At 34.9% G+C, this 20,834-nt stretch carries 19 protein-coding genes, 1 tRNA gene and 2 rRNA genes (1 of these 22 only partly in view); 7 read left to right on the top strand and 15 right to left on the bottom strand.

Going from position 1 to position 20,834, the window contains the following annotated elements:
- Window position 1: 1 nt before the first annotated feature.
- From A9D35_RS14840 to A9D35_RS14820, 5 genes are all read right to left on the bottom strand, one after another.
- A complete protein-coding gene (locus A9D35_RS14840) occupies window positions 2–397 on the bottom strand; it encodes an ExbD/TolR family protein (RefSeq protein ID WP_066224337.1) in 396 nt (131 codons plus the stop codon).
- A gap of 1 nt (window position 398) precedes the next feature.
- Window positions 399–1,100 carry a MotA/TolQ/ExbB proton channel family protein gene (locus A9D35_RS14835; RefSeq protein WP_066224335.1) on the bottom strand — a complete coding sequence of 234 codons (702 nt, stop codon included), beginning with the start codon at window positions 1,098–1,100 and terminating at the stop codon, window positions 399–401.
- Window positions 1,101–1,160: 60 nt separating this feature from the next.
- Window positions 1,161–2,558, bottom strand: a complete 1,398-nt coding sequence (nhaD, locus tag A9D35_RS14830; RefSeq protein WP_066224333.1) for a sodium:proton antiporter NhaD — start codon at window positions 2,556–2,558, stop codon at window positions 1,161–1,163.
- Between the two features lie 9 nt (window positions 2,559–2,567).
- Entirely contained in the window at window positions 2,568–3,794 is a 1,227-nt protein-coding gene (locus A9D35_RS14825; RefSeq protein WP_066224331.1) for a Glu/Leu/Phe/Val dehydrogenase dimerization domain-containing protein, read from the bottom strand.
- A 65-nt stretch (window positions 3,795–3,859) separates the two neighbouring features.
- Complete coding sequence (locus A9D35_RS14820; RefSeq protein WP_066224328.1) at window positions 3,860–4,930, bottom strand: anhydro-N-acetylmuramic acid kinase; 1,071 nt, start codon at window positions 4,928–4,930, stop codon at window positions 3,860–3,862.
- A 95-nt stretch (window positions 4,931–5,025) separates the two neighbouring features.
- On the opposite strand from A9D35_RS14820, the gene A9D35_RS14815 reads away from it, so the two are divergent.
- The 5 genes from A9D35_RS14815 to A9D35_RS14795 all read left to right on the top strand — a co-directional run bounded on the left by A9D35_RS14815 (window position 5,026) and on the right by A9D35_RS14795 (window position 8,841).
- A complete protein-coding gene (locus A9D35_RS14815; RefSeq protein ID WP_066224325.1) occupies window positions 5,026–6,168 on the top strand; it encodes an acyl-CoA dehydrogenase in 1,143 nt (380 codons plus the stop codon).
- A 110-nt stretch (window positions 6,169–6,278) separates the two neighbouring features.
- On the top strand, window positions 6,279–6,947 hold the full coding sequence (gene msrA / locus A9D35_RS14810) for a peptide-methionine (S)-S-oxide reductase MsrA (protein ID WP_066224322.1): 669 nt from the start codon (window positions 6,279–6,281) through the stop codon (window positions 6,945–6,947).
- Window positions 6,948–7,202: 255 nt separating this feature from the next.
- A complete protein-coding gene (locus tag A9D35_RS14805) occupies window positions 7,203–7,652 on the top strand; it encodes a hypothetical protein (RefSeq protein WP_066224319.1) in 450 nt (149 codons plus the stop codon).
- 194 nt (window positions 7,653–7,846) lie between these two features.
- Complete coding sequence (locus A9D35_RS14800; RefSeq protein WP_066224317.1) at window positions 7,847–8,488, top strand: O-methyltransferase; 642 nt, start codon at window positions 7,847–7,849, stop codon at window positions 8,486–8,488.
- A 17-nt stretch (window positions 8,489–8,505) separates the two neighbouring features.
- Window positions 8,506–8,841, top strand: coding sequence for an avidin-fold protein (locus A9D35_RS14795; RefSeq protein ID WP_174545275.1), 336 nt, complete (start codon window positions 8,506–8,508; stop codon window positions 8,839–8,841).
- Between the two features lie 56 nt (window positions 8,842–8,897).
- Here the strand turns inward: A9D35_RS14795 and A9D35_RS14790 are convergent, their stop codons facing one another.
- The 5 genes from A9D35_RS14790 to A9D35_RS14770 all read right to left on the bottom strand — a co-directional run bounded on the left by A9D35_RS14790 (window position 8,898) and on the right by A9D35_RS14770 (window position 13,773).
- On the bottom strand, window positions 8,898–9,197 hold the full coding sequence (locus tag A9D35_RS14790; RefSeq protein ID WP_066224311.1) for a Sec-independent protein translocase subunit TatA/TatB: 300 nt from the start codon (window positions 9,195–9,197) through the stop codon (window positions 8,898–8,900).
- A gap of 76 nt (window positions 9,198–9,273) precedes the next feature.
- Window positions 9,274–11,580 (bottom strand): M1 family metallopeptidase, encoded by a 2,307-nt coding sequence (locus A9D35_RS14785; protein WP_066224309.1) that lies wholly within the window; start codon window positions 11,578–11,580, stop codon window positions 9,274–9,276.
- A 63-nt stretch (window positions 11,581–11,643) separates the two neighbouring features.
- On the bottom strand, window positions 11,644–12,147 hold the full coding sequence (locus tag A9D35_RS14780; protein ID WP_066224306.1) for a DUF6702 family protein: 504 nt from the start codon (window positions 12,145–12,147) through the stop codon (window positions 11,644–11,646).
- Window positions 12,148–12,207: 60 nt separating this feature from the next.
- Entirely contained in the window at window positions 12,208–12,978 is a 771-nt protein-coding gene (locus tag A9D35_RS14775) for a peptidase associated/transthyretin-like domain-containing protein (RefSeq protein ID WP_235817907.1), read from the bottom strand.
- A gap of 3 nt (window positions 12,979–12,981) precedes the next feature.
- The gene (locus tag A9D35_RS14770; protein ID WP_066224303.1) at window positions 12,982–13,773 is read right to left on the bottom strand and encodes a carboxypeptidase-like regulatory domain-containing protein; all 792 of its coding nucleotides are present in this window, start codon (window positions 13,771–13,773) and stop codon (window positions 12,982–12,984) included.
- 111 nt (window positions 13,774–13,884) lie between these two features.
- On the opposite strand from A9D35_RS14770, the gene pepE reads away from it, so the two are divergent.
- Window positions 13,885–14,592 carry a dipeptidase PepE gene (gene pepE, locus A9D35_RS14765; RefSeq protein WP_066226143.1) on the top strand — a complete coding sequence of 236 codons (708 nt, stop codon included), beginning with the start codon at window positions 13,885–13,887 and terminating at the stop codon, window positions 14,590–14,592.
- Between the two features lie 31 nt (window positions 14,593–14,623).
- Here the strand turns inward: pepE and A9D35_RS14760 are convergent.
- Window positions 14,624–14,696, bottom strand: a tRNA-Gly gene (locus tag A9D35_RS14760).
- A 492-nt stretch (window positions 14,697–15,188) separates the two neighbouring features.
- On the opposite strand from A9D35_RS14760, the gene A9D35_RS18430 reads away from it, so the two are divergent.
- Window positions 15,189–16,133, top strand: coding sequence for a GNAT family N-acetyltransferase (locus A9D35_RS18430; RefSeq protein ID WP_083191723.1), 945 nt, complete (start codon window positions 15,189–15,191; stop codon window positions 16,131–16,133).
- Window positions 16,134–16,216: 83 nt separating this feature from the next.
- Here A9D35_RS18430 and A9D35_RS14750 read toward each other — a convergent pair whose 3' ends face one another.
- The 4 genes from A9D35_RS14750 to A9D35_RS14735 form a co-directional block, all read right to left on the bottom strand.
- The gene (locus A9D35_RS14750) at window positions 16,217–17,413 is read right to left on the bottom strand and encodes an IS256 family transposase (protein WP_038527458.1); all 1,197 of its coding nucleotides are present in this window, start codon (window positions 17,411–17,413) and stop codon (window positions 16,217–16,219) included.
- A 108-nt stretch (window positions 17,414–17,521) separates the two neighbouring features.
- Window positions 17,522–18,412, bottom strand: a complete 891-nt coding sequence (locus A9D35_RS14745) for a hypothetical protein (protein ID WP_066224300.1) — start codon at window positions 18,410–18,412, stop codon at window positions 17,522–17,524.
- Window positions 18,413–19,005: 593 nt separating this feature from the next.
- Window positions 19,006–19,113 (bottom strand): 5S ribosomal RNA (gene rrf / locus A9D35_RS14740).
- Window positions 19,114–19,280: 167 nt separating this feature from the next.
- Window positions 19,281–20,834, bottom strand: a 23S ribosomal RNA gene (locus A9D35_RS14735); it runs 1,279 nt beyond the window's last position.

Genomic DNA, 20,834 nt, shown 5'->3' with positions numbered 1-20,834 from the left:
ATTAATTATTTGGTCTTACGGCCAAAATCACTTTAAATTTATTTCTATTTGCAATATCCATCACTTTAACCACGTGTTCTACAGGCACAGATTCTTCTGCTCGTAATACGATTGTAGGTTTCGTTTCTTTGGCTAACGCGTTTTTAATTTCGTATTCTAGAACACTTTCTCCAACACGTTTTTGATCGATATAATAAGTTAAATCCTTTTTAATGCTAACGGCAATTGTTTGTTTATTTTCGGTTTTTCCACTTGCTTTTGGCAACAACACATCTATAGCGTTTGTGGTTACCAAGGTAGAAGCCAACATAAAAAAGATAAGTAGCAAGAATACAATATCTGTCATAGACGACATATTGAATTCTGGCGTCACTTTATTTCTTCCTCTAATATTCATATTAAATTGGCTCGTTTAAGTGATCTAAAAATTCTAATGAATTAGATTCCATTTGATAGACAACCTTGTCTGTTTTTACTACTAAATGATTATACGTAATATAAGCTACAATACCAACAATTAATCCCGCTACTGTAGTAGTCATCGCAGTATATAATCCGTCGGCCAATAATTTAATATCGATTTGTCCTCCAGAATTAGCAATTTCAAAAATAGAAAGAATCATCCCGATTACCGTTCCTAAGAATCCAATCATTGGTGCGGCTCCAGAAATTGTAGCTAAAACACTTACATTCTTTTCTAAACCGTAAACTTCTAATCGACCAGCGTTTTCTATAGCTGTATTAATATCTTCCAAAGGTTTTCCTATTCTGGTGATTCCTTTTCCTATTAATCTAGAAACTGGAGTATTTACCTGGGCACAAAGGCTTTGGGCAGAGTCAATTTTACCATTACTAACATGGTCTTTAATTTCGTTCATGAAATTTCGATCTATTTGAGATGCTGCTTTAATCGCAAATAAACGTTCAAAATAAATATAGATAGCAACAACAAGCAAGATGAATAGGACACCTATAATAACTTGACCAGCTACTCCTCCGCTGCTAATTAATTCGACAATTGAAAGGGTTTTCTTTACAGGTTCTGCGTCTGTAAGGACTTCAACTCCGTCTGTAGGGTTTTGAAAAAGGGCGTTTAACATAAATTTTTTAAGATTTTACTAGATAAATTATATAACGATTTAATTTTTACTTAAGTATAATTAGTATAAAGTTCTTGTTATCATGAAGGCTGCAGATCCTACAACAAATCCGATTAAGGCTAGCCATGATATTTTTTTAAGGTACCAGAAAAAGTCAATTTTCTCCATTCCCATAGCAACAACTCCTGCCGCCGAACCAATAATTAACATACTACCTCCTGTTCCTGCAGAATAAGCAATAAAGTGCCAAAGTTCATTATCTGTTGGTTCAGAGAACATTCCTAAACTCGCTGCCACCAAAGGTACATTATCTATAACTGCAGACCCAACTCCTAGTAACAATATTACTAAATCTGATACACCTGAATGATGCAACTCTGTTCCTAACATAGGTAAAGTTGATTTTAAACCTGAGGCAAAATCGAACAAAATACCTAAGGACTCTAAAGCTGCCACAGCCATTAAAATTCCTAAAAAGAATAAAATACTTGGCAATTCTATTTTAGATAACGAACTGTGAACTGGACTATGATGCCCAACAGTGTCATTACTTTCCGAATCTATTTCTGTAATAGAAAATTTGGTTTTACTATAAACTTCGGCGAATACAGAAACAATCCCTAAGGCTAACATCATTCCCACATACGGAGGTAAATGCGTTACTGTTTTAAAAATTGGAACCGAAATTATTCCTGCCAGACCTAAATACAACATTCTAGCACTGTATTTACTTTTAGGTTTGCTATCTAATTCCTCTGTTGATGGCGCTAAATCACCTCTAAAAGCAGGTAAAAAAGATGCTATTAAAGTAGGCACAAACATACATAAAAATGAAGGCACAAATAAATATGCTAATAAATGCCCTGTAGTAACCTTTTTACCAATCCAAAGCATGGTTGTTGTTACATCTCCAATTGGAGACCATGCCCCTCCCGCATTTGCGGCTATAATAATTAAACCTGCATAATACATTCTTACTTCCTTATCTTTTACAATTTTTTGTAAGATTGAAATAAGTACGATCGTTGCTGTTAAATTATCGATAATCGCAGAAAGTCCAAATCCAAGGAAAGCAAAAATCCATAATATTTTACGCTTGCTTTTTGTTTTTACAAAGGTTTTTATGGTTGAAAATCCATCAAAGTAATCTATAATTTCTACGATGGTCATGGCACCTAATAAAAACACTAGAATCTCGGCTGTTTTTCCTAAATGATGTAATAAAGTTTCATCCATAAGATGAATCTTTTCTTCATGATTCAATAAGCCAAAGGTGTCTAAAATTGCATGTTGACCAGAATCAAACCACTGGGAAAAATTATCTATTCCTAATGCAATTAAAGCCCAACAAAGGGCCATCATGACCAAAGCCGGTATCAGTTTATCAATTTTTAAATTATGCTCTAGAGTAATGGCTAAATACCCTAAGACGAAAACTAAGATGATTACAATTTCCATTGGTTTTGTTTATAAAAGTTGGTTTAAAGCTATTTGAAAAGCTGTTTCGCTAATCTTGGTTTTTGTTTGATTATTTTTGTGTACGCCGTGAATGGCGTTTTTAATGGTTTGAGATGTATCGTTAAAAATGGCTTCATCTGTCATTTGCACTTTACGTTCCATAAAGTAAGCAAACACTCGTGCCATGCCGCAATTCGAGATAAAATCAGGAATTAAACTTATTTTATTATCGGTATATTCCATAATTGGCCCAAAGAAGATTTCTTGATCTGCAAACGGTACATTTGCCCCACAGCTAATAACTTCTAATCCGCTATTTATTAAATTATCGATCTGAGCTTTGGTAACTAAACGTGAGGCTGCACAAGGTGCAAAAACTTCTGATTTTATAGACCAGATTTTCTCGTTTATCTCTTCAAAAGGAATTAACTCGGCACTCTGAATCGTATTTCCAGATTTATTTAAATACAATTCGCGAATCGCTTCAAAAGAAAACCCTTCTTCATTAATTAATCCGCCAGAGATATCGATAATACCAACAACTTTAGCCTCCATTTTCGCGAAGTAGAAAGCTGCCGCAGCACCTACGTTTCCAAATCCTTGAATAACGACACGTTTTCCAACAATTGATGAATTATGAACATCGTAAAAATGTTTAGCAGCTTCTGCAACTCCAAATCCGGTAATCATATCAGCTACCGTATACTTTCTAGAAACACAAGGCGAATAATTCGGATTTTCTAAAACCTTAATAACCCCTTGTCGTAATTGCCCTATTCTATTTATTTTATCGGCTTCTGTTGGTTTGAAATGTCCGTTAAAAACACCCTCCTGCGGATGCCAAACACCACTTTCTTCGGTAATAGGAATCACTTCATGAATCTCATCTACATTTAAATCGCCTCCTGTACCGTAGTAACTTTTTAATAGAGGAGACACCACTTTATACCAACGTTCCAACACGCCTTTTTTACGCGGATCTTTAGGATCGAAATTAATTCCAGACTTTGCACCTCCAATGGCCGGTCCTGAAACTGTGAATTTTATTTCCATCGTTTTCGCTAAGGATAAGACTTCATTCATATCTAAGCCTTTTCGCATACGCGTCCCACCTCCTGCTGCTCCACCACGTAACGAGTTAATAACAGTCCACCCTTCTGCTTCTGTTTCGGGATCTTTCCAATGAAAAACTATTTCCGGACTCTTATTTTCGTACTTCTGAAGTAAATCTTTCATTTATAACATAAAAAATATAATAACAAATATAAAAAACTAAACTACCTAAAAATTTAATTTTTCAATTATTTTGAACCAGAATAAATTACTCCAGAAACATGATTTTTTTTAGCTCCTGTTACACTTTTTAAACAATTTATTTCTCCTCGTAATTTTAAAATACCCAATAAACCAAAAATAAGAGCCTCCTTATATTCGATTAATGCAGGTTCTGGGATTATAATTTTACAGCCCGACAAAGTTTTCAAGCGTTCTATTAAGAAGGTATTGTAGGCACCACCTCCCGTAATTAATAATGTGGCTTCTTTAGATTTTGGTAAAATGTTTGAAATTTGAATAGCAAAATGCTCTACAAAGGTCCGTAATATATCTTGAACAGGAAGGTCTTCCTTATCTATTAACGGAAACACTTCTTGTATAACCCATTCTAAGCCTAAAGATTTCGGATACTCTGCTTTATAAAAAGCTAATCCATTTAATTGTTGTAATAAACTTGTATTAACCGTCCCAGTAGAAGCAAGTTTCCCTCCATCATCAAAAGCTAATCCTATTTTTTGTGTGTAATGGTTTAATACAATATTTATAGGACACACATCGAAGGCAATACGGTCGCCCGAAACTTCTGTAGACACATTGGCAAATCCTCCCAAATTCAAACAAAAATCGTAGTTTGAAAACAGAATGTCATCACCTATCGGTACTAAGGGAGCGCCTTGCCCGCCCAACTTTACATCCTGAACTCTAAAATCGCAAACCACGGTTTCGTTTAATAAACTCGCTAATTTTGGTAAATTTCCTATTTGGTACGTAAATCCGTTATCGGGTTCATGCAAAGCTGTATGTCCATGAGAACATACCGCATCTATATCGGTAATCTCATACCTCCCGATAAATTGCTGAATTTGAATTGCTAAATAATCAGTATAAGCTTGGTCTATGTCTTGAAGTTCTTTTTTAGAATTTGAAACAAGCTGTTTTAAAACCGATAACCAATACGAGCTATAAGCCACTGTTTCAGAATATATTATTGCATATTCCCAGTGTGTAGATTTATTAAAACTGGCATATATTAGGTCTATTCCATCTAAAGATGTCCCAGACATCACGCCAATAACCTTAAAATTATTTTTTATCATATTTCAAATTTTAATCACTTCTATTGAATATTTACCAATATTAATATATATTTGAGAACAAATTTTAACAAATTAACAATTAATTGCAAGTTATTATGGATTTCAACCTTACTGAAGAACACATCATGATTCGAGATGCTGCTCGCGATTTTGCTCAAACTGAATTGTTACCTGGCGTAATAGAACGCGATAATAAACAAGAATTCCCTAAAGAACAAATAAAAAAAATGGGAGAACTCGGTTTTTTAGGTATGATGGTAGACCCCAAATATGGTGGGAGCGGATTAGATTCTATTTCGTATGTGCTTGCAATGGAGGAAATTTCAAAAATAGACGCCTCGGCTTCTGTAGTCATGTCGGTAAACAATTCGTTGGTATGTTGGGGATTAGAACAATTTGGTACAGAGGCCCAAAAAGAAAAATACCTTACCAAATTAGCTACAGGCCAAGCTATTGGCGCCTTTTGCTTAAGCGAACCAGAAGCTGGTAGCGATGCAACATCACAAAAAACCACTGCCATAGAACATGATGACTATTACCTTTTAAATGGGACAAAAAACTGGATTACTAACGGAAATTCTGCCGATTTTTATTTGGTTATGGCACAAACTCATATCGGTAAAAAACATAAAGGTATTAATGCTTTTATAGTTGAAAAAAGTTGGGAAGGATTTCACGTAGGGCCAAAAGAAGATAAATTAGGAATTCGTGGTAGCGACACCCACTCGTTACAATTTAACGATGTTAAAATACCAAAAGAAAATAGAATTGGTGAAGATGGTTTTGGATTTAAATTTGCCATGAAAACTATTGCTGGAGGACGTATCGGGATTGCATCACAGGCATTAGGAATCGCTTCTGGCGCATACGAATTGGCCTTAAAATATTCTAAAGAGCGTAAAACATTTGGCACAGAAATATGTAACCATCAGGCTATAGCATTTAAATTGGCAGATATGGCTACTCAAATTGAAGCGGCTCGCCATTTATGTATGAAAGCGGCTTGGGATAAGGACAATAAAAATGATTATACCTACTCTGGAGCCATGGCCAAACTTTTCGCTTCTCAAGTGGCGATGGACACAACTGTAGAAGCCGTGCAAATACATGGTGGTAATGGTTTTGTAAAGGAATATCACGTAGAACGTTTAATGCGTGATGCTAAAATTACTCAAATTTATGAAGGTACTTCCGAGATACAAAAGATTGTAATTTCACGACGCCTTATTGATGCATAAATCATATAAGTACTAAATATACCTAAAAGTCTAACACTAATCTGTTAGGCTTTTTTTATATCAGGGCATTAAGGTTTTCCAAACTATTCCGACAGACTATAAAAAATGATATGAAATCTATAAAACTCACCTTACTAACTTTAATTACAATGTTTGCCTTTAGTTGCAAGCACGAGGCACAGACAAATCCGAAACAAGATGCTATAATAAATGCACAACCTATAGAAGTACGTTCTACAAAGCATGAAGCACGCGCGTATTTTGCAAGTGGATGTTTTTGGTGTGTAGAATCTATTTATGAAAGCGTTTATGGCGTAAAGGAGGTTATTTCTGGATATGCTGGCGGACACACAAAAAATCCAACTTACGAAGCAAGTAATACTGGAAAAACAGGTCATGCCGAGTCTGTTGAAGTTATTTACGATCCTGCAAAAGTGACTTTTTCAACCTTAGTAGATGTGTACTTCGGCTCGCAAGACCCTACACAAGTTAATGGTCAGGGTCCGGATCACGGTTCGCAATACCGCTCTATTATTTTTTATCAGAACGATGAACAGAAACAAATTATAACACAGAAAAAATCGGAATTAGAGAAAACATTAAATAAAAAAGTTGATGCTGAAGTATATCCGTTTTTAAAATTCTGGAAAGCAGAGGCTTATCACCAAGATTATAAGAAACATCATCCAAATAATGGCTATATTCAAAATGTATCTATACCTAGACTTAACGCTTTCAAGGCGAAATTCCCTGAATTACTAAAGGAAAACCACAAATAACTTATATTTTATTAGATTTTAATAGTTTCTTAACATCTAACATAATAAAAACGCACGTATATAATATAAAGAATTATCCGCGATACGCGTCTATATATATTTCTAACGCTTCAGTACTAATAGTACTGAAGCGTTTTTATTTTATATGATTTTTATAGGCCTCAATAGTCATTCTTATTTCCCTATATAAATGCGTATTTTTGATTTTTAAAAGAGACACGAATAACTTGTGACTCTACAAGAAAAACTGATGCTATGAAATATTTTTTAAGTGGTATTTTTTTATTGATTGGACTACAAACACTAGCCCAGTTTCAAGTTAAAAACTACACAAATGCCGCTATTAACGAATTACAAACTATAGAACAAGTGGTCAATTGGATCCAATTCAATCAGCCAGATATGGTTAATCCGAACATTTTTTCTCGAGAAGTTATAGACAAAACCTATTTAAATATTGAATCGACAGCTATTTCTAGAGCGTATCCTAGGAGTAAAATTTCGAAACAAGATTTAACCACAATATCAGATGCATCGACTATTGTTTGGTACGACCGAGTGATTTATAAAGAACGTAAAGACAAATTAAAACCGGCTTATCAGATTTATGTAGCTATAGATTTAGCAAAATCGCCATACGAAATTCTAGATTTATTTTTAAGGCGAGGGAAAAAAGTTCAAATTCAAGACTACAGTAATAACTAATTTTAGTGTATTACCTGAAGCTATTATAAAACAATTGGTAATTTTGCGTTAGGGATTGCAGCGGCATCCTTTTTAAACTTTTTGGGGTTTAAAAAGATATAGCGGAAAGCCCGACTTTTATGTATTCTTTTTTTTAGAATACAGAAAAGTAACGCCCAAATAGAAAAGAAAGCAACCTTTAGAACATTTTAAACATGCATTTTATTCCGGAAGAACTTGATAATTATGTGGTACAACACACCGAAGATGAACCACAATTGTTGCAGCAATTAACGCGAGAAACATATCAGAAAATATTGCAGCCACGCATGTTAAGCGGACATTACCAAGGGCGAATTTTAAGTATGATCTCGAAAATGATACGTCCAAAAAACATTCTAGAAATAGGAACGTATACGGGATATTCTGCTTTATGTTTGGCAGAAGGACTTCAGGAATCGGGTGCGCTACATACGATTGATGTGAATGAAGAATTATTCGATTTCCAGCGGAAATATTTTGATGCTTCGGAATATGGTGATCAGATTCATCAGCATTTAGGTCCTGCTTTAGAAATTATTCCAGAGCTTGATGTAACTTTCGATTTGGTTTTTATTGATGCCGATAAAGAGAATTACCCGAATTATTTTCACTTGATTTTGGAAAAACTAAATCCTGGAGGTATAATTTTATCTGATAATGTGCTTTGGAGCGGCAAAGTGATCGAGCCTTTAAATCCAAAAGATACTTCTACAAAGGCCGTTTTAGAATACAATACATTATTAAAGGAGGATTCTAGAATTGAAACCGTATTGCTTTCTGTGCGTGATGGATTAACCATAAGTAGAAAAAAATAAAGCTATTTATTATTAATATGTTTTATAACAATAAAAAATTTAGACCTATTGAGAATTCTGAAAACGGTGGAACTTCTAGCGATACTATTTTTGAATATAAGCAGGTGGGTAACATTTTAACGTCTAACTACCACGGTGGTCAAATAGTTAAAGGACATTTAATAGGTTTAGTAGATGCCAATGGCGTTATAGACATGCGGTATCACCAAGTAAATACAAAGGGTGAATTAATGACTGGAATATGTAAATCTGTGCCAGAACTTATGACTAATGGGAAAATACGCCTTTATGAGCATTGGAAATGGACTTCGGGAGACCAGACTTCGGGAACTTCTGTGTTAGAAGAAATCTAGACCAAAAAATCACTATGTATTAAACTTTATAGGAGATAGATGGTGAAATATCGCCACTACATATTCCGGCGTACAGAACCAGTAAAATCTTTTAAATCGTCTTTTACTTTATCTAATTCTTCTTTTACGTCTTTTGTAACATTAGAAATAGACGAGGTATCTATACCACTTTTATCTGCCGTTTTAGTGATTTCGTTTTTAATGTCGTTAGTGGCATTTTTAATTTCCTTAATGCCTTTACCTAAACCACGTGCGATTTCGGGCACCTTATCGGCACCAAATACCATGACTACAATAAATAATACGAACATTATTTCTGCGCCACTAATAAATAAGAATATAGGTTGCTGTATCACGTTACAAATATACTAACTGTTTGGTTACAAAATAAAAAAAAGCCAACTTTATAAAAGTTGGCTTTAAAATTTTATATTAATTTTTAGATTTTGCTTTAAAGGCATCAAATTCACTTGGCTTAGTTTGTCTTGGCCAAGAATTGTTTGATGTATCTACATCGGCAGTTTCTAGATTAGGATCTACTGTTATTCCTACAATCTCTTTTTCCGAAGCTATAGATTTACTTACTTCCTTATCGTTTAATCTCCAAATTTGAGCAGGATATGTTTCGGTTTTCGAAGTACCATCGGCATATTTGTACTCTACAATGATTGGCATTACCAAACCACCTGGTTTTTCGAAAGTTACATCGTAAAAGTATTTCGGGTTTTTTAATTTTTTACGCTCGTCTGGTGTAAAATTATCCATAACGTACTCGTTTAATGTTTTCGAGTTGTCTATAGGATTTCCGTTTTTAAGAGACTCATTAAACTCTTCGCTACCTTCTTCTACCATATACACATAAGCTGGTAAATCGTTTACAGACATTCCGTAACGTTTAGCTTGTGCTTTAGTTTCCGCGTTAACTTCTGAAGACACAAAGAATTTCTTCACATCTTTAACTCCTATATCTACATAATCTGTAGTATAAAACCAACCTCTCCAGAACCAATCTAAATCGAATGCTGAAGCGTCTTCCATAGTCCTAAAGAAATCTTCTGGTGTTGGGTGTTTAAACATCCAACGTTGTGCATATTCTCTATAAGCATAATCGAATAATTCTGGCCCCATTACCGTTTGTCTTAAAATATTTAAGGCTGTAGCAGGTTTTCCATAAGCATTATTTCCAAACTGATATGTATTTAAACCTTTGGTCATAATTGGAGCGATATAATCTTGATCACCGCCCATGTAAGGTACAATATTTGCTGCTGGTCCTCTTCGTGACGGGTAAGCGGTTTGTCCTGCAGATAAGGCCGAAGGATATTCCTTCCCGAAATCTTGTTCGGCTACATATTGGGTAAAGGTATTTAACCCTTCATCCATCCAAGTCCATTGGCGCTCGTCGCTATTTACAATCATAGGAAAAAAGTTGTGTCCTACTTCGTGAATAATAACACTCATCATCCCAAATTTTGTTCTGTCGCTATATTTTCCATCTTTATCTGGTCGACCGTAATTCCAACAAATCATTGGATATTCCATGCCTTGATTTTTAGCGTGTACCGAAATGGCTTTATGATATGGATAATCGAATGTCATTCTAGAATACGATTTTAAAGTGCTAGCCACCACTTTGGTAGACCATTGCTCCCATAACGGATTTCCTTCTTTAGGATACATAGATACGGCCATGACATTCTTATCGCCAATTTTAACAGCCATCATATCCCAAATAAATTTTCTTGAGGTTGCAAAACCAAAATCACGAACATTTTCTGCGTACAGTTTCCAGGTTTTTGTTTTATTACTAAACTGTTTTTCTGCTGCTTCAGCTTCTTCTTGTGTTACGATAACAACAGGTTCTTTAAAAGATTTTTCAGCTTTTTCAAAACGCTTCATCATATCTTTAGAGAACACCTCTTTTCTATTCATTAACTTTCCTGTACCATCTAAAATATGGTCTGCAGGAACAGTGATATTGACTTCAAAATTTCCAAATGGTAAAGCAAATTCATCTCTTCCCCAGAATTGCGAATTTTGCCAGCCTTCAACATCATTATAAACTGCCATTCTTGGGTAGAATTGGGCAATTACATATGCTCTATTTCCATCTTCTGGAAAGTATTCGTAACCAGAACGTCCGCGACCTTCCACATGGTTATTTATATTGTACCACCATTTAATAGAAAACGAAAATTTTTCTCCCGACTTTAACGGTTGTGGTAATTCTACACGCATCATGGTTCTATTAATCATGTGCGGTAAATCTTTACCATGAATATCTTTTACCTCTTGTATGTTAAATCCACCATCAAAAGGGTCTTCCATATAACTAGACACAAAACCTTTTGGTTGTTGCGCCGCATAAACATTACTACTTTCTATTAATGGCGATTTAGAATCTTTGGCTCTTACATTTTGATCTAACTGCACCCATAAGTACGTTAGAACATCTGGAGAATTATTAGTATAGGTAATGGTTTCGTTACCAGAAAGCTTAGCATCTTTATCGTTTAACGTAATATCCATTTTATAATCGGCTTGTTGCTGATAATAGGCTGGACCTGGAGCTCCCGAAGCCGTTCTAAACATATTTGGTGTAGAGAACTCGTCGTATAACTGCTTAAATTTATTTGTGTTAGTGTGCCCAGGTTTGCGCTCGGGCTGCTTTTGCTCTTGAGCCATGACGCCTGCCGATATAAATACAGCCGATAAAAATAGATACTTTAGTTTTTTCATATTTTGTTTGCTTTGCTAAAAATTGGTTCGAAAATTAATACTTTTAAACTTTTATACGGTTGTTTAATCAAATTTTAACAACCCTTTATTATTTTGTGTTATAAGAATAAAACTTTTTTTCTTATCGTTAATATCTAGTCTTACCACATTTTGTTGTTCCTCAAAAAGATCATAAAGGACTTGATTTTTTATTTCGAATTCAGAAATATTTTCAACGTTTGGAATTTCTATATAACATACAGCCACATCGAGATCGTAGGTTTTTCCTAAAACATGTAACGTGGCCGGTTTTCCATTAATCTTGATATGTATTTTTTCCTTTAAATACTTGGCCAAATAAACATCTACCTTTTCAGATTCATTTTCTCCCGCTAGAGTAAGCGTTTTATCGTAGCGTTGACGCAGCACATTTTCTAAATCGTCTATAAAAATACGTGAAATTATTTGTACAGATTTCTCTTCCTTAACATACTGTACTTCTGTAATACTTACATAGTATTTATGAACCACTGTAAATGCGAAAACAGGTATTAAAACTAATACAAGAAGATATTTTAACGCTTTCATGAATTTAATTTAGTGGGCAAATGTAATTAATTTCCTTGCGTTGTTTTAGGCTATACCGGATTAATTGCCATTTATATTGTTTAAATACTGAACGTACTTCTCTTTTAAATACATTTCAATCTCGATATCGTTTTTACCCTTACAACGCTTCATAAAATTAGGATCGTCTGAACAGAAATATAAAAAATCCATCTGTTTAGACTCATCTAGAGGATGTTCTTTAAAAAAATGTTCTGCATAACGTTGTTTTATTTTAGTAACAAGCGCATCGTTTCGCTCGAAAGCTACATGTTGTTTTAGCATTTTGGTTCGTCCGGAAATACCATTTAAAATAGGGTTTAAAGGAATAAAACCACCTCCTGTTTGTGCTTCATGCAACCTGCGCTCGGGTTGTGTTCTTCGTTTCCCCTGATAGCCAGGAATACCAACATCGTAAAAGTTAATCTCGGGTTCGGCCGTAGAATTCCCGACATCTAAAAGCAAATCTCCTGTAAGGATTTTACCAACTATTACTTCATCTAAAGTATTTACATGCTCTTGTAAGTTTACAGTTAGTGTTTTGTTTATCAAAACAGTCTCATCTATGAGTACTTCTACCCCAATATATTGAATGGCAGAAAACACCAAAGTATCGTTTAGTTTTCCTGAAATCTCGAACTCACCAATAGCATTCGTTATGGTGTAGGTTTGAGAGGTTTTATTAATAACGTGTATATTTTCTAAGTCGTCAACCCCAGTAACATTCCCTTGAATATTAACGGTTTGAGCTTGTATTCTAATTATATTCAACAAAAAGAATAAAACACTTAGAATAATGATTTTAAATTGCAATGCTTATTGATTTAAAAACACTTTACTTTCTTTAGAAAGATATTCTATTAATTGCATTTCTTGTCCCGGCTCAAGTAATTTAGGATCGATATTTTCATCTACATGGCTTATAAACTCGTCAACGCGCGGTCCAGGAATTCCAAAATTTTCGGTGATAAATGAATGCGAATAAATTCCTCTAATCCCCAAACCAGCTTCAGTTTCATCTATAATTTGACTAGTCTTACTTTCCTTCTTTTTAAACAAGGGTTTTAAAAATGTATTGGCGATTGTTACTAGATTAACACCATTATAAAATTCGCCCTGTCTCATTATTTTATTATCTACTTTAGAATGGTAATCATCCGAGAATTCGTAGGCTGTAATATCTCCAAAAGCCATATTTATCGATTCTACATCTGGACTAAAAGTCTGTATTTTATCTAAATCTTTATACAACACCCCTGTTAATCCATAAGGAAAAATAACAACCTCATTTAAACGATTTATATGTTCTACCAGAAACACTGTAAGTTGTTTTGTTTCTATTACCTCTAAATCTATTTTTACTTTTATAGGGTCGAATTGCAGTGCTGAAATTTCTATTTCATCTAATATTCCGGCTTCTATTTTAAACTCTCCTTTACTATCTGTAACTGTACCTACGTTTGTAGATGTGTTGTATACCGTCACACCTTCAACATCTTCGGTGTTTACAACTATAATACGCCCTGAAACTTCTACGCGTTTAATATTTTGGGCTGTTAAGGCTGCCGCCGAAGTCAACATAAGAAGAATAAGTAATAATTTTTTCATATAAATCAATTTTTAATAAAGTTAACGACTTCGAGGGTTACTCCTATATTTGTGGCATTTAAATTTTTGTTAAAACCATGTATTACCTAAATTTACGATAAATTATCGATGATGAAAAATATGATTATAGCAAGTACGTCTACTATTTATGGTAGTGGGTACTTAGAATATATATTAAAGGATTTACAAATACATTTTAAAGATGTAAACACAATTTTATTTGTACCTTTTGCTAGGCCCGGCGGGATGACTCATGATGCTTATACAGAAACTGCTCGCCAAGCGTTCTCTAAAATTAATATTGACGTTGTAGGACTCCACACCTTTAAAAACGCAATAACAGCTATAGAGCAAGCTGAAGCCATTTTTGTTGGTGGAGGCAATACTTTCGTCCTAGTAAACGAATTATATAAAACAAACAGCTTACAAGCCCTTATAACAGCGGTTAAGCATGGAACTCCTTATTTAGGTACAAGTGCAGGAAGTAATATTTGTGGCTTAACCATGAATACCACGAATGATATGCCTATTGTTTATCCGCCAAGTTTTAAAACCTTAGGATTGGTTCCGTTTAATATAAACCCGCATTATTTAGACCCCGATACAAACAGTAAACATATGGGAGAAACCCGAGAAACACGAATTAAGGAATTTATGTGTTTTAATACACAACCTGTAGTGGGCATAAGAGAAGGTAGTTGGTTACAAGTAAAAGGAGATTCTATTACTTTAAAAGGGACTTTAAGTGCACGAATTTTTGAACTTAACAAAACTCCTTATGAGTTAGCATCTGGTTCTGAACTAAATAGCCTAAAATAAAAAAAGCTTCATCTTTTGATGAAGCTTTTTGAGCGAGAGACCGGGTTCGAACCGGCGACATTCAGCTTGGAAGGCTGACGCTCTACCAACTGAGCTACTCTCGCATTACCGGTGCAAATATAGTTAAACTAAATATTTATTTCCAAGAAAAAATTAAAGATTTTTTAAAAATAATATCACCTTAGTTAAGCAAATTCAGTTGACAAGAATTAGGTGATAATAATTTGTTTTATGGATTTTATAATTATTCATTTCTAAACTTCATTCCTTATATCATCAGTACTCAACTTAAAAACCTATAGTTCAACACTTTCATCTCTATAGTTTTTTTTATGGGTTCTGCAGTTACCTTTTTAAAACCATTAAAGTAGTGTACATCTGAATAAAACAAACCACAAAATGAGGTAAGATTATTTGTTTTTTTAATCTAAATTTCAAATTATTTTTTAAAAAATATAATGTAGTTTTAGGTCGAACTGAAAAATAACCTTTAATTTTCATCCATAATCTATCCGATTTTCCATAACGAATCCAAAGTTATATGTTTATAGCGTTTAAATTTGAAATGGATGCCTAAAAATAATTATGTTTGAGTTATGAATCTAGTAACAGAAACCGAAAGATTATATTTAAGACACTTTATTCCTGAAGATGCCATTCATTTATTTAAAATGAATGCCGATCCTGACGTTATTAAATATACAGGTGATACCACTTTTAACACTATAAAAGAGGCTGAAATATTTTTAAAGAATTATAGCGAATACGCCAAACACAACATGGGGCGTTGGGCGGTTTGTTTAAAAGATACAGATGAATGTATAGGTTGGTGTGGACTTAAATTTCACCCCGAAGACAACTATGTTGAAGTAGGCTATAGATTCTATAAAAAATACTGGGGACAAGGATTCGCTACAGAAAGTACTCATGCGGCTTTAGACTATGGTTTTAACACGCTAAAACTAACAACTATTTACGCACATGCTCATCTACATAATGTAGCCTCAGAAAAGGTCCTATTAAAATGTGGTTTACTACCAAGTAATACTGGTATTTATGACGGCATGCCCGCAAAATTGTATAAAATAGGAAACCCGTTAATTAGTATCAAAATAATAAGTGCTAAAGACACCTATAGCGTGCGACAACCCGTATTACGTCCTGGACGCCCTATAGAAGATTGTGCCTTTTTAAACGACGATCACCCTTCTACGATCCATTTAGGTATGTATTTTAAAACAGATATAGTAGGGGTTGTTACTTTCATGAAAAATAAAAACGAAACCTTTAATTCTACCAGACAATTTCAGTTACGTGGTATGGCTGTTCTGCCGCAATATCGTAGCTTACAATACGGACAAGCATTAGTGAAAACTGGAGAATCTATAGTAAAGCAAAACAATGGGACTCTTATTTGGCTAAATGCAAGAGAAGTTGCCGTAAAATTTTATAAAAATAATGGATATACCATTTCGAGCCAACCTTTCGATATCCCCAAAATTGGACAACATTTTATGATGTACAAATTAATAGAAGATTAAAAAAAAGCCCAATATTAAATCTGGGCTTTTTTAAGACACTATCCTAAAAAGTGTGTAAGTTCAAAATTTCAGGGTTAGGTTATTTATAACTTAATCCTGTTTTCAAATATAGCTAAAAATTGATTTAGTATCACTCCCCAATTTCTGATTGGCATGGTCCATTTTTTAGTGCTTTCTCTCAAAGCTAAAAACACGGATTTCATAACTGCTTCATCGGTTGGAAACGAGAGTTTGTTTTTTGTGTATTTCCGTATCTTTCCATTTAGGTTTTCTATAAGATTTGTGGTGTAGATTATGGTTCTTATTTCAATAGGAAAATCAAAGAATACTGTAAGCTCATCCCAATTATTTTCCCAACTTTTAATGGCGTAAGAATATTTAGAATCCCATTTAGTTTTGAAGTCATTTAAAGCAGCTTTTGCAGCTTCTTTTGTAGGAGCAGTATAGATTTGCTTCATGTCACGAGTAAATTCCTTTTTGTCCTTCCAGACCACGTAACGACACGAATTTCTTATTTGATGCACAACACAAATTTGAGTCGTTGATTTCGGAAAAATAGTTTTAATAGTATCCGTAAATCCATTTAAATTATCGGTAGCTGTGATAAGTATATCTTGAGTTCCTCGAGCTTTAATATCGGTTAAAACACTCATCCAAAAGGCTGAAGATTCATTTTTACCTAACCATAATCCTAGGACTTCCTTTTTGCCATCTGTTCTCAGGCCTACTGCAATATAAATAGTCTTGTTTATGACTTTAGAGTTTTCCCTAACTTTAAATACGATGCCATCCATCCAAACAATTAGGTAAGTGGCCTCCAAAGGCCTGTTCCGCCAAGCAATAACATCTTCTGTAATCTTATCTGTAATCCTTGAAATAGTGGATGTAGAAATATTAAAATCGTACAGCTCACGTATTTGTTCTTCAATATCACTGTTACTCATGCCTTTGGCATAAAGCGATATAATAATATTTTCGATGCCTTCTGTTGTACTTTCTCTTTTCTTTACAATTAAAGGATTAAACGAACTATCACGGTCTCGAGGAACTTGAATCTCTGTTTCTCCTAAAACGGATTTTAATTTCTTTTTAGTGTAACCATTTCGAAGGTTGGCTGCTTTGCTTTTTTTGTGCTTATCGTAGTCTAAATGGGCATCTAGTTCCCCTTCTAGTAACTTCTCAATACCACGTTTGTGCAACTGTTCTAAAAAGGATGTTAGCTCTGGTGCATTCTTGAATTGTTTTAAAAAGTCTTCGTTTAATAAATCTTCTGGTTTCATAAGTGTGTAAAAGTTAAAATTAATGAATAAAAAAATCTCAGATTAATATTTAACCTGAGATTTTAAAACTTACACAGTTTATGAGATACTACCTTTTTTAAAACTAGCTTAATCTTTATCGGCTAGACTTTCCTTATTAAAATCGTTAAATGTATACGATTGAACATCGATAATCTTACGTTCCTTTTCTATTGCAACGCAATTCATTTTAGTTGACCGATTATTTTTTTTGTCGGTATAAGTTAATTCCATTACTAAGCTATTTTTAACCTTGTCTAACCATTTTGGGTTAAAGCCTTTTGGTAACGACTTAGTATTTATGCCATAAACACTACTTAAACTAACGGGAGAATTCATATCAGCATAAACAACCATTTCTGTCGATGAATTTTCCATTTTAAATCCTTGACATTCTACGCCATTAATCACTTTAGCCGGTAATTCTACAAAATCATAGTTTGAAATGAGATCTTCATCTTCATCATCCATATCATTAAAATCTGGCAGCCCCATCACCATTCCTACTTTTTTATTACCACTGTTAGTAAACATAGCGTTTACTTCCAATTTTGTATCCATAACCATAAACATATCATCTTTTTTAGATGACTTTAAATTAGGACTCATACCAAAATACTTAGCATCTTCCTTCAAATAATAAATCAATTCCATAGCTTTACCGTTCGGAATCTCCATATTCATGACATATTTCCAATTAAAATCATAGATATCTGGTAGGATTTTGGAATCTACTATTTCCATGCCCGCAAATCCACCTAAAGCTTCACTATTTTTCCCATTCATTTTACCAAATGCCGCATCAAAAATACCATCTACACCATCACCAGCCTTTTCAGCAACATTATCTGCGGTTTTCTGTATCACTACATTCTCGGTTACTTCTTGAACCTTTTTCTTCAATTTCTTTAAAAATTGAGCTTGTACATTACTCCCTATAAAAAGAGAAATGATTACTAATACTAAATGTCTTGTTTTCATAATTTCTATGTGTTAATTATATTAATAAATACTAACTCTTTTAAACATCATATCATTCTGCTAATAGAAAAATAGATTCTGAATAAATCTAGAAGACTTTGAATAATTAATAACTAGCTCTTATCTAGGTTTAATATATTATTCTATAAAGATCCTTAAATTCAAAAATGCTTTCAAGTTGAACATTGAAAACAGAAAACATGCATGAAAACTATTCTGAAAATTTAACGGTTTGAAAAAATAAAAATTGGAATGTACCGATTATTGATTTCATAACATCTAATGTTTAAAATTAGTTGCAAAAACCAGTTTGACTTAGGGAGTCAAAAGAAAAGATATGTTAATAAGAGCATCATTAAAATAATAACCTTTTAAAAGCTTCTAAACATATATACATAAATATAAGAAATAATTTAACTAAATACTGAACTTATATACAAGCGGTAGTAGATAATGTATATATGGCTACCTATAGGATATAATTGGAGGAATTTCCTTTTGAATAAAAGAAAAGGGGAATTGATTCATAGGAAAAAGAAGATAATTATAAACCAAAAAAAATCCTCAACAAAAAAAATGTTGAGGATTTCTAAAAAAGGCAACGACCTACTCTCCCACAAATGCAGTACCATCGGCGCTAATGGGCTTAACTTCTCTGTTCGGAATGGTAAGAGGTGAGCCCCATCGCTATAATCACCTTAAACTGTTAAACTAGTATTGAGATTTTAGTAATTAGTATTGAGTCTAATCTCAATGCTAATTTCTCACTACTCACTTCTAATAAGTTAACATATTGAAAAAGGACGATTAACGTCTTGAACATAAATAATAATATAATAAATCTTGTACTCTTTTAAAAAAACAGGCGTACAATAAGCCTATGGGTTATTAGTACTACTCGGCTATGACATTACTGCCTTTACACCTATAGCCTATCAACGTGGTCATCTCCCACGACCCTTTAAAGAAATCTCATCTTGTGGTGGGTTTCGCGCTTATATGCTTTCAGCGCTTATCCCTTCCCAACGTAGCTACTCTGCAATGCTCCTGGCGGAACAACAGATACACCAGAGGTTGGTCCAACTCGGTCCTCTCGTACTAGAGTCAGATCCACTCAAATTTCTAACGCCCACAGTAGATAGAGACCGAACTGTCTCACGACGTTCTGAACCCAGCTCGCGTGCCACTTTAATGGGCGAACAGCCCAACCCTTGGGACCTTCTCCAGCCCCAGGATGTGACGAGCCGACATCGAGGTGCCAAACCCCCCCGTCGATATGAGCTCTTGGGGGAGATCAGCCTGTTATCCCCGGCGTACCTTTTATCCTTTGAGCGATGGCCCTTCCATGCGGAACCACCGGATCACTATGCTCTACTTTCGTACCTGATCGACTTGTAGGTCTCTCAGTCAAGCTCCCTTATGCCATTGCACTCTACGCACGGTTACCAAGCGTGCTGAGGGAACCTTTAGAAGCCTCCGTTACTCTTTTGGAGGCGACCACCCCAGTCAAACTACCCACCAAGCACTGTCCCTTCAATGAAGGTTAGACTCTAGATAAGCAAAGGGTGGTATTTCAACAATGACTCCACAACACCTGGCGATGCCGCTTCAAAGTCTCCCACCTATCCTACACATTACTTATCCAAAACCAATACTAAGCTATAGTAAAGGTGCACGGGGTCTTTTCGTCCCACTGCGGGTAATCGGCATCTTCACCGATACTACAATTTCACCGAGCTCATGGTTGAGACAGTGTCCAGATCGTTGCACCATTCGTGCAGGTCGGAACTTACCCGACAAGGAATTTCGCTACCTTAGGACCGTTATAGTTACGGCCGCCGTTTACTGGGGCTTCATTTTAGACCTTCGCATTACTGCTAAGCCCACCACTTAACCTTCCAGCACCGGGCAGGTGTCAGGCCATATACGTCATTTTTCAATTTAGCATAGCCCTATGTTTTTGATAAACAGTCGCCTGGACCTTTTCACTGCGGCCCATCCGAAGATGGGCGACCCTTCTCCCGAAGTTACGGGTCTATTTTGCCTAGTTCCTTAACCATGAATCTCTCGAGCTCCTTAGAATTCTCATCCCAACTACCTGTGTCGGTTTAGGGTACGGGCTGCTTCTTTTGCTTTTCTTGGAAGTCGCTACTCTGGATTATCACCTTGACCGTAGTCTCAGTGTACTATCGCCGTGTTACCACTGGCTTCAACGAACTATTCCGTCAGTTCGCACCAAATTTACGCCTCCGTCACTTTTAGTAAGAGCAGGTACAGGAATATTAACCTGTTGTCCATCCACTACCCCTTTCGGGTTCGCGTTAGGTCCCGACTAACCCTCAGCTGATTAGCATAGCTGAGGAAACCTTAGTCTTTCGGAGTGCGGGTTTCTCGCCCGCATTATCGTTACTTATGCCTACAT

It is taken from the genome of Formosa haliotis, from assembly GCF_001685485.1.
GTDB lineage: Bacteria > Bacteroidota > Bacteroidia > Flavobacteriales > Flavobacteriaceae > Formosa > Formosa haliotis.
The sequence above is the reverse complement of the archived record's forward strand: the minus strand, read 5'-3'. Positions and strand labels throughout refer to the sequence as shown.

Coding starts and splice junctions, on each gene's coding strand:
- A9D35_RS14785 (WP_066224309.1), bottom strand. CDS start 11,580: ATGAAAAAACTAAAGTATCTATTTTTATCGGCTGTATTTATATCGGCA.
- A9D35_RS14780 (WP_066224306.1), bottom strand. CDS start 12,147: ATGAAAGCGTTAAAATATCTTCTTGTATTAGTTTTAATACCTGTTTTC.
- A9D35_RS14795 (WP_174545275.1), top strand. CDS start 8,506: ATGTTTTATAACAATAAAAAATTTAGACCTATTGAGAATTCTGAAAAC.
- A9D35_RS14800 (WP_066224317.1), top strand. CDS start 7,847: ATGCATTTTATTCCGGAAGAACTTGATAATTATGTGGTACAACACACC.
- A9D35_RS14745 (WP_066224300.1), bottom strand. CDS start 18,412: ATGAAAACAAGACATTTAGTATTAGTAATCATTTCTCTTTTTATAGGG.
- A9D35_RS14825 (WP_066224331.1), bottom strand. CDS start 3,794: ATGAAAGATTTACTTCAGAAGTACGAAAATAAGAGTCCGGAAATAGTT.
- A9D35_RS14815 (WP_066224325.1), top strand. CDS start 5,026: ATGGATTTCAACCTTACTGAAGAACACATCATGATTCGAGATGCTGCT.
- A9D35_RS14835 (WP_066224335.1), bottom strand. CDS start 1,100: ATGTTAAACGCCCTTTTTCAAAACCCTACAGACGGAGTTGAAGTCCTT.
- A9D35_RS14805 (WP_066224319.1), top strand. CDS start 7,203: ATGAAATATTTTTTAAGTGGTATTTTTTTATTGATTGGACTACAAACA.
- A9D35_RS14750 (WP_038527458.1), bottom strand. CDS start 17,413: ATGAAACCAGAAGATTTATTAAACGAAGACTTTTTAAAACAATTCAAG.
- A9D35_RS14840 (WP_066224337.1), bottom strand. CDS start 397: ATGAATATTAGAGGAAGAAATAAAGTGACGCCAGAATTCAATATGTCG.
- pepE (WP_066226143.1), top strand. CDS start 13,885: ATGAAAAATATGATTATAGCAAGTACGTCTACTATTTATGGTAGTGGG.
- msrA (WP_066224322.1), top strand. CDS start 6,279: ATGAAATCTATAAAACTCACCTTACTAACTTTAATTACAATGTTTGCC.
- nhaD (WP_066224333.1), bottom strand. CDS start 2,558: ATGGAAATTGTAATCATCTTAGTTTTCGTCTTAGGGTATTTAGCCATT.
- A9D35_RS14770 (WP_066224303.1), bottom strand. CDS start 13,773: ATGAAAAAATTATTACTTATTCTTCTTATGTTGACTTCGGCGGCAGCC.
- A9D35_RS14820 (WP_066224328.1), bottom strand. CDS start 4,930: ATGATAAAAAATAATTTTAAGGTTATTGGCGTGATGTCTGGGACATCT.
- A9D35_RS18430 (WP_083191723.1), top strand. CDS start 15,189: ATGAATCTAGTAACAGAAACCGAAAGATTATATTTAAGACACTTTATT.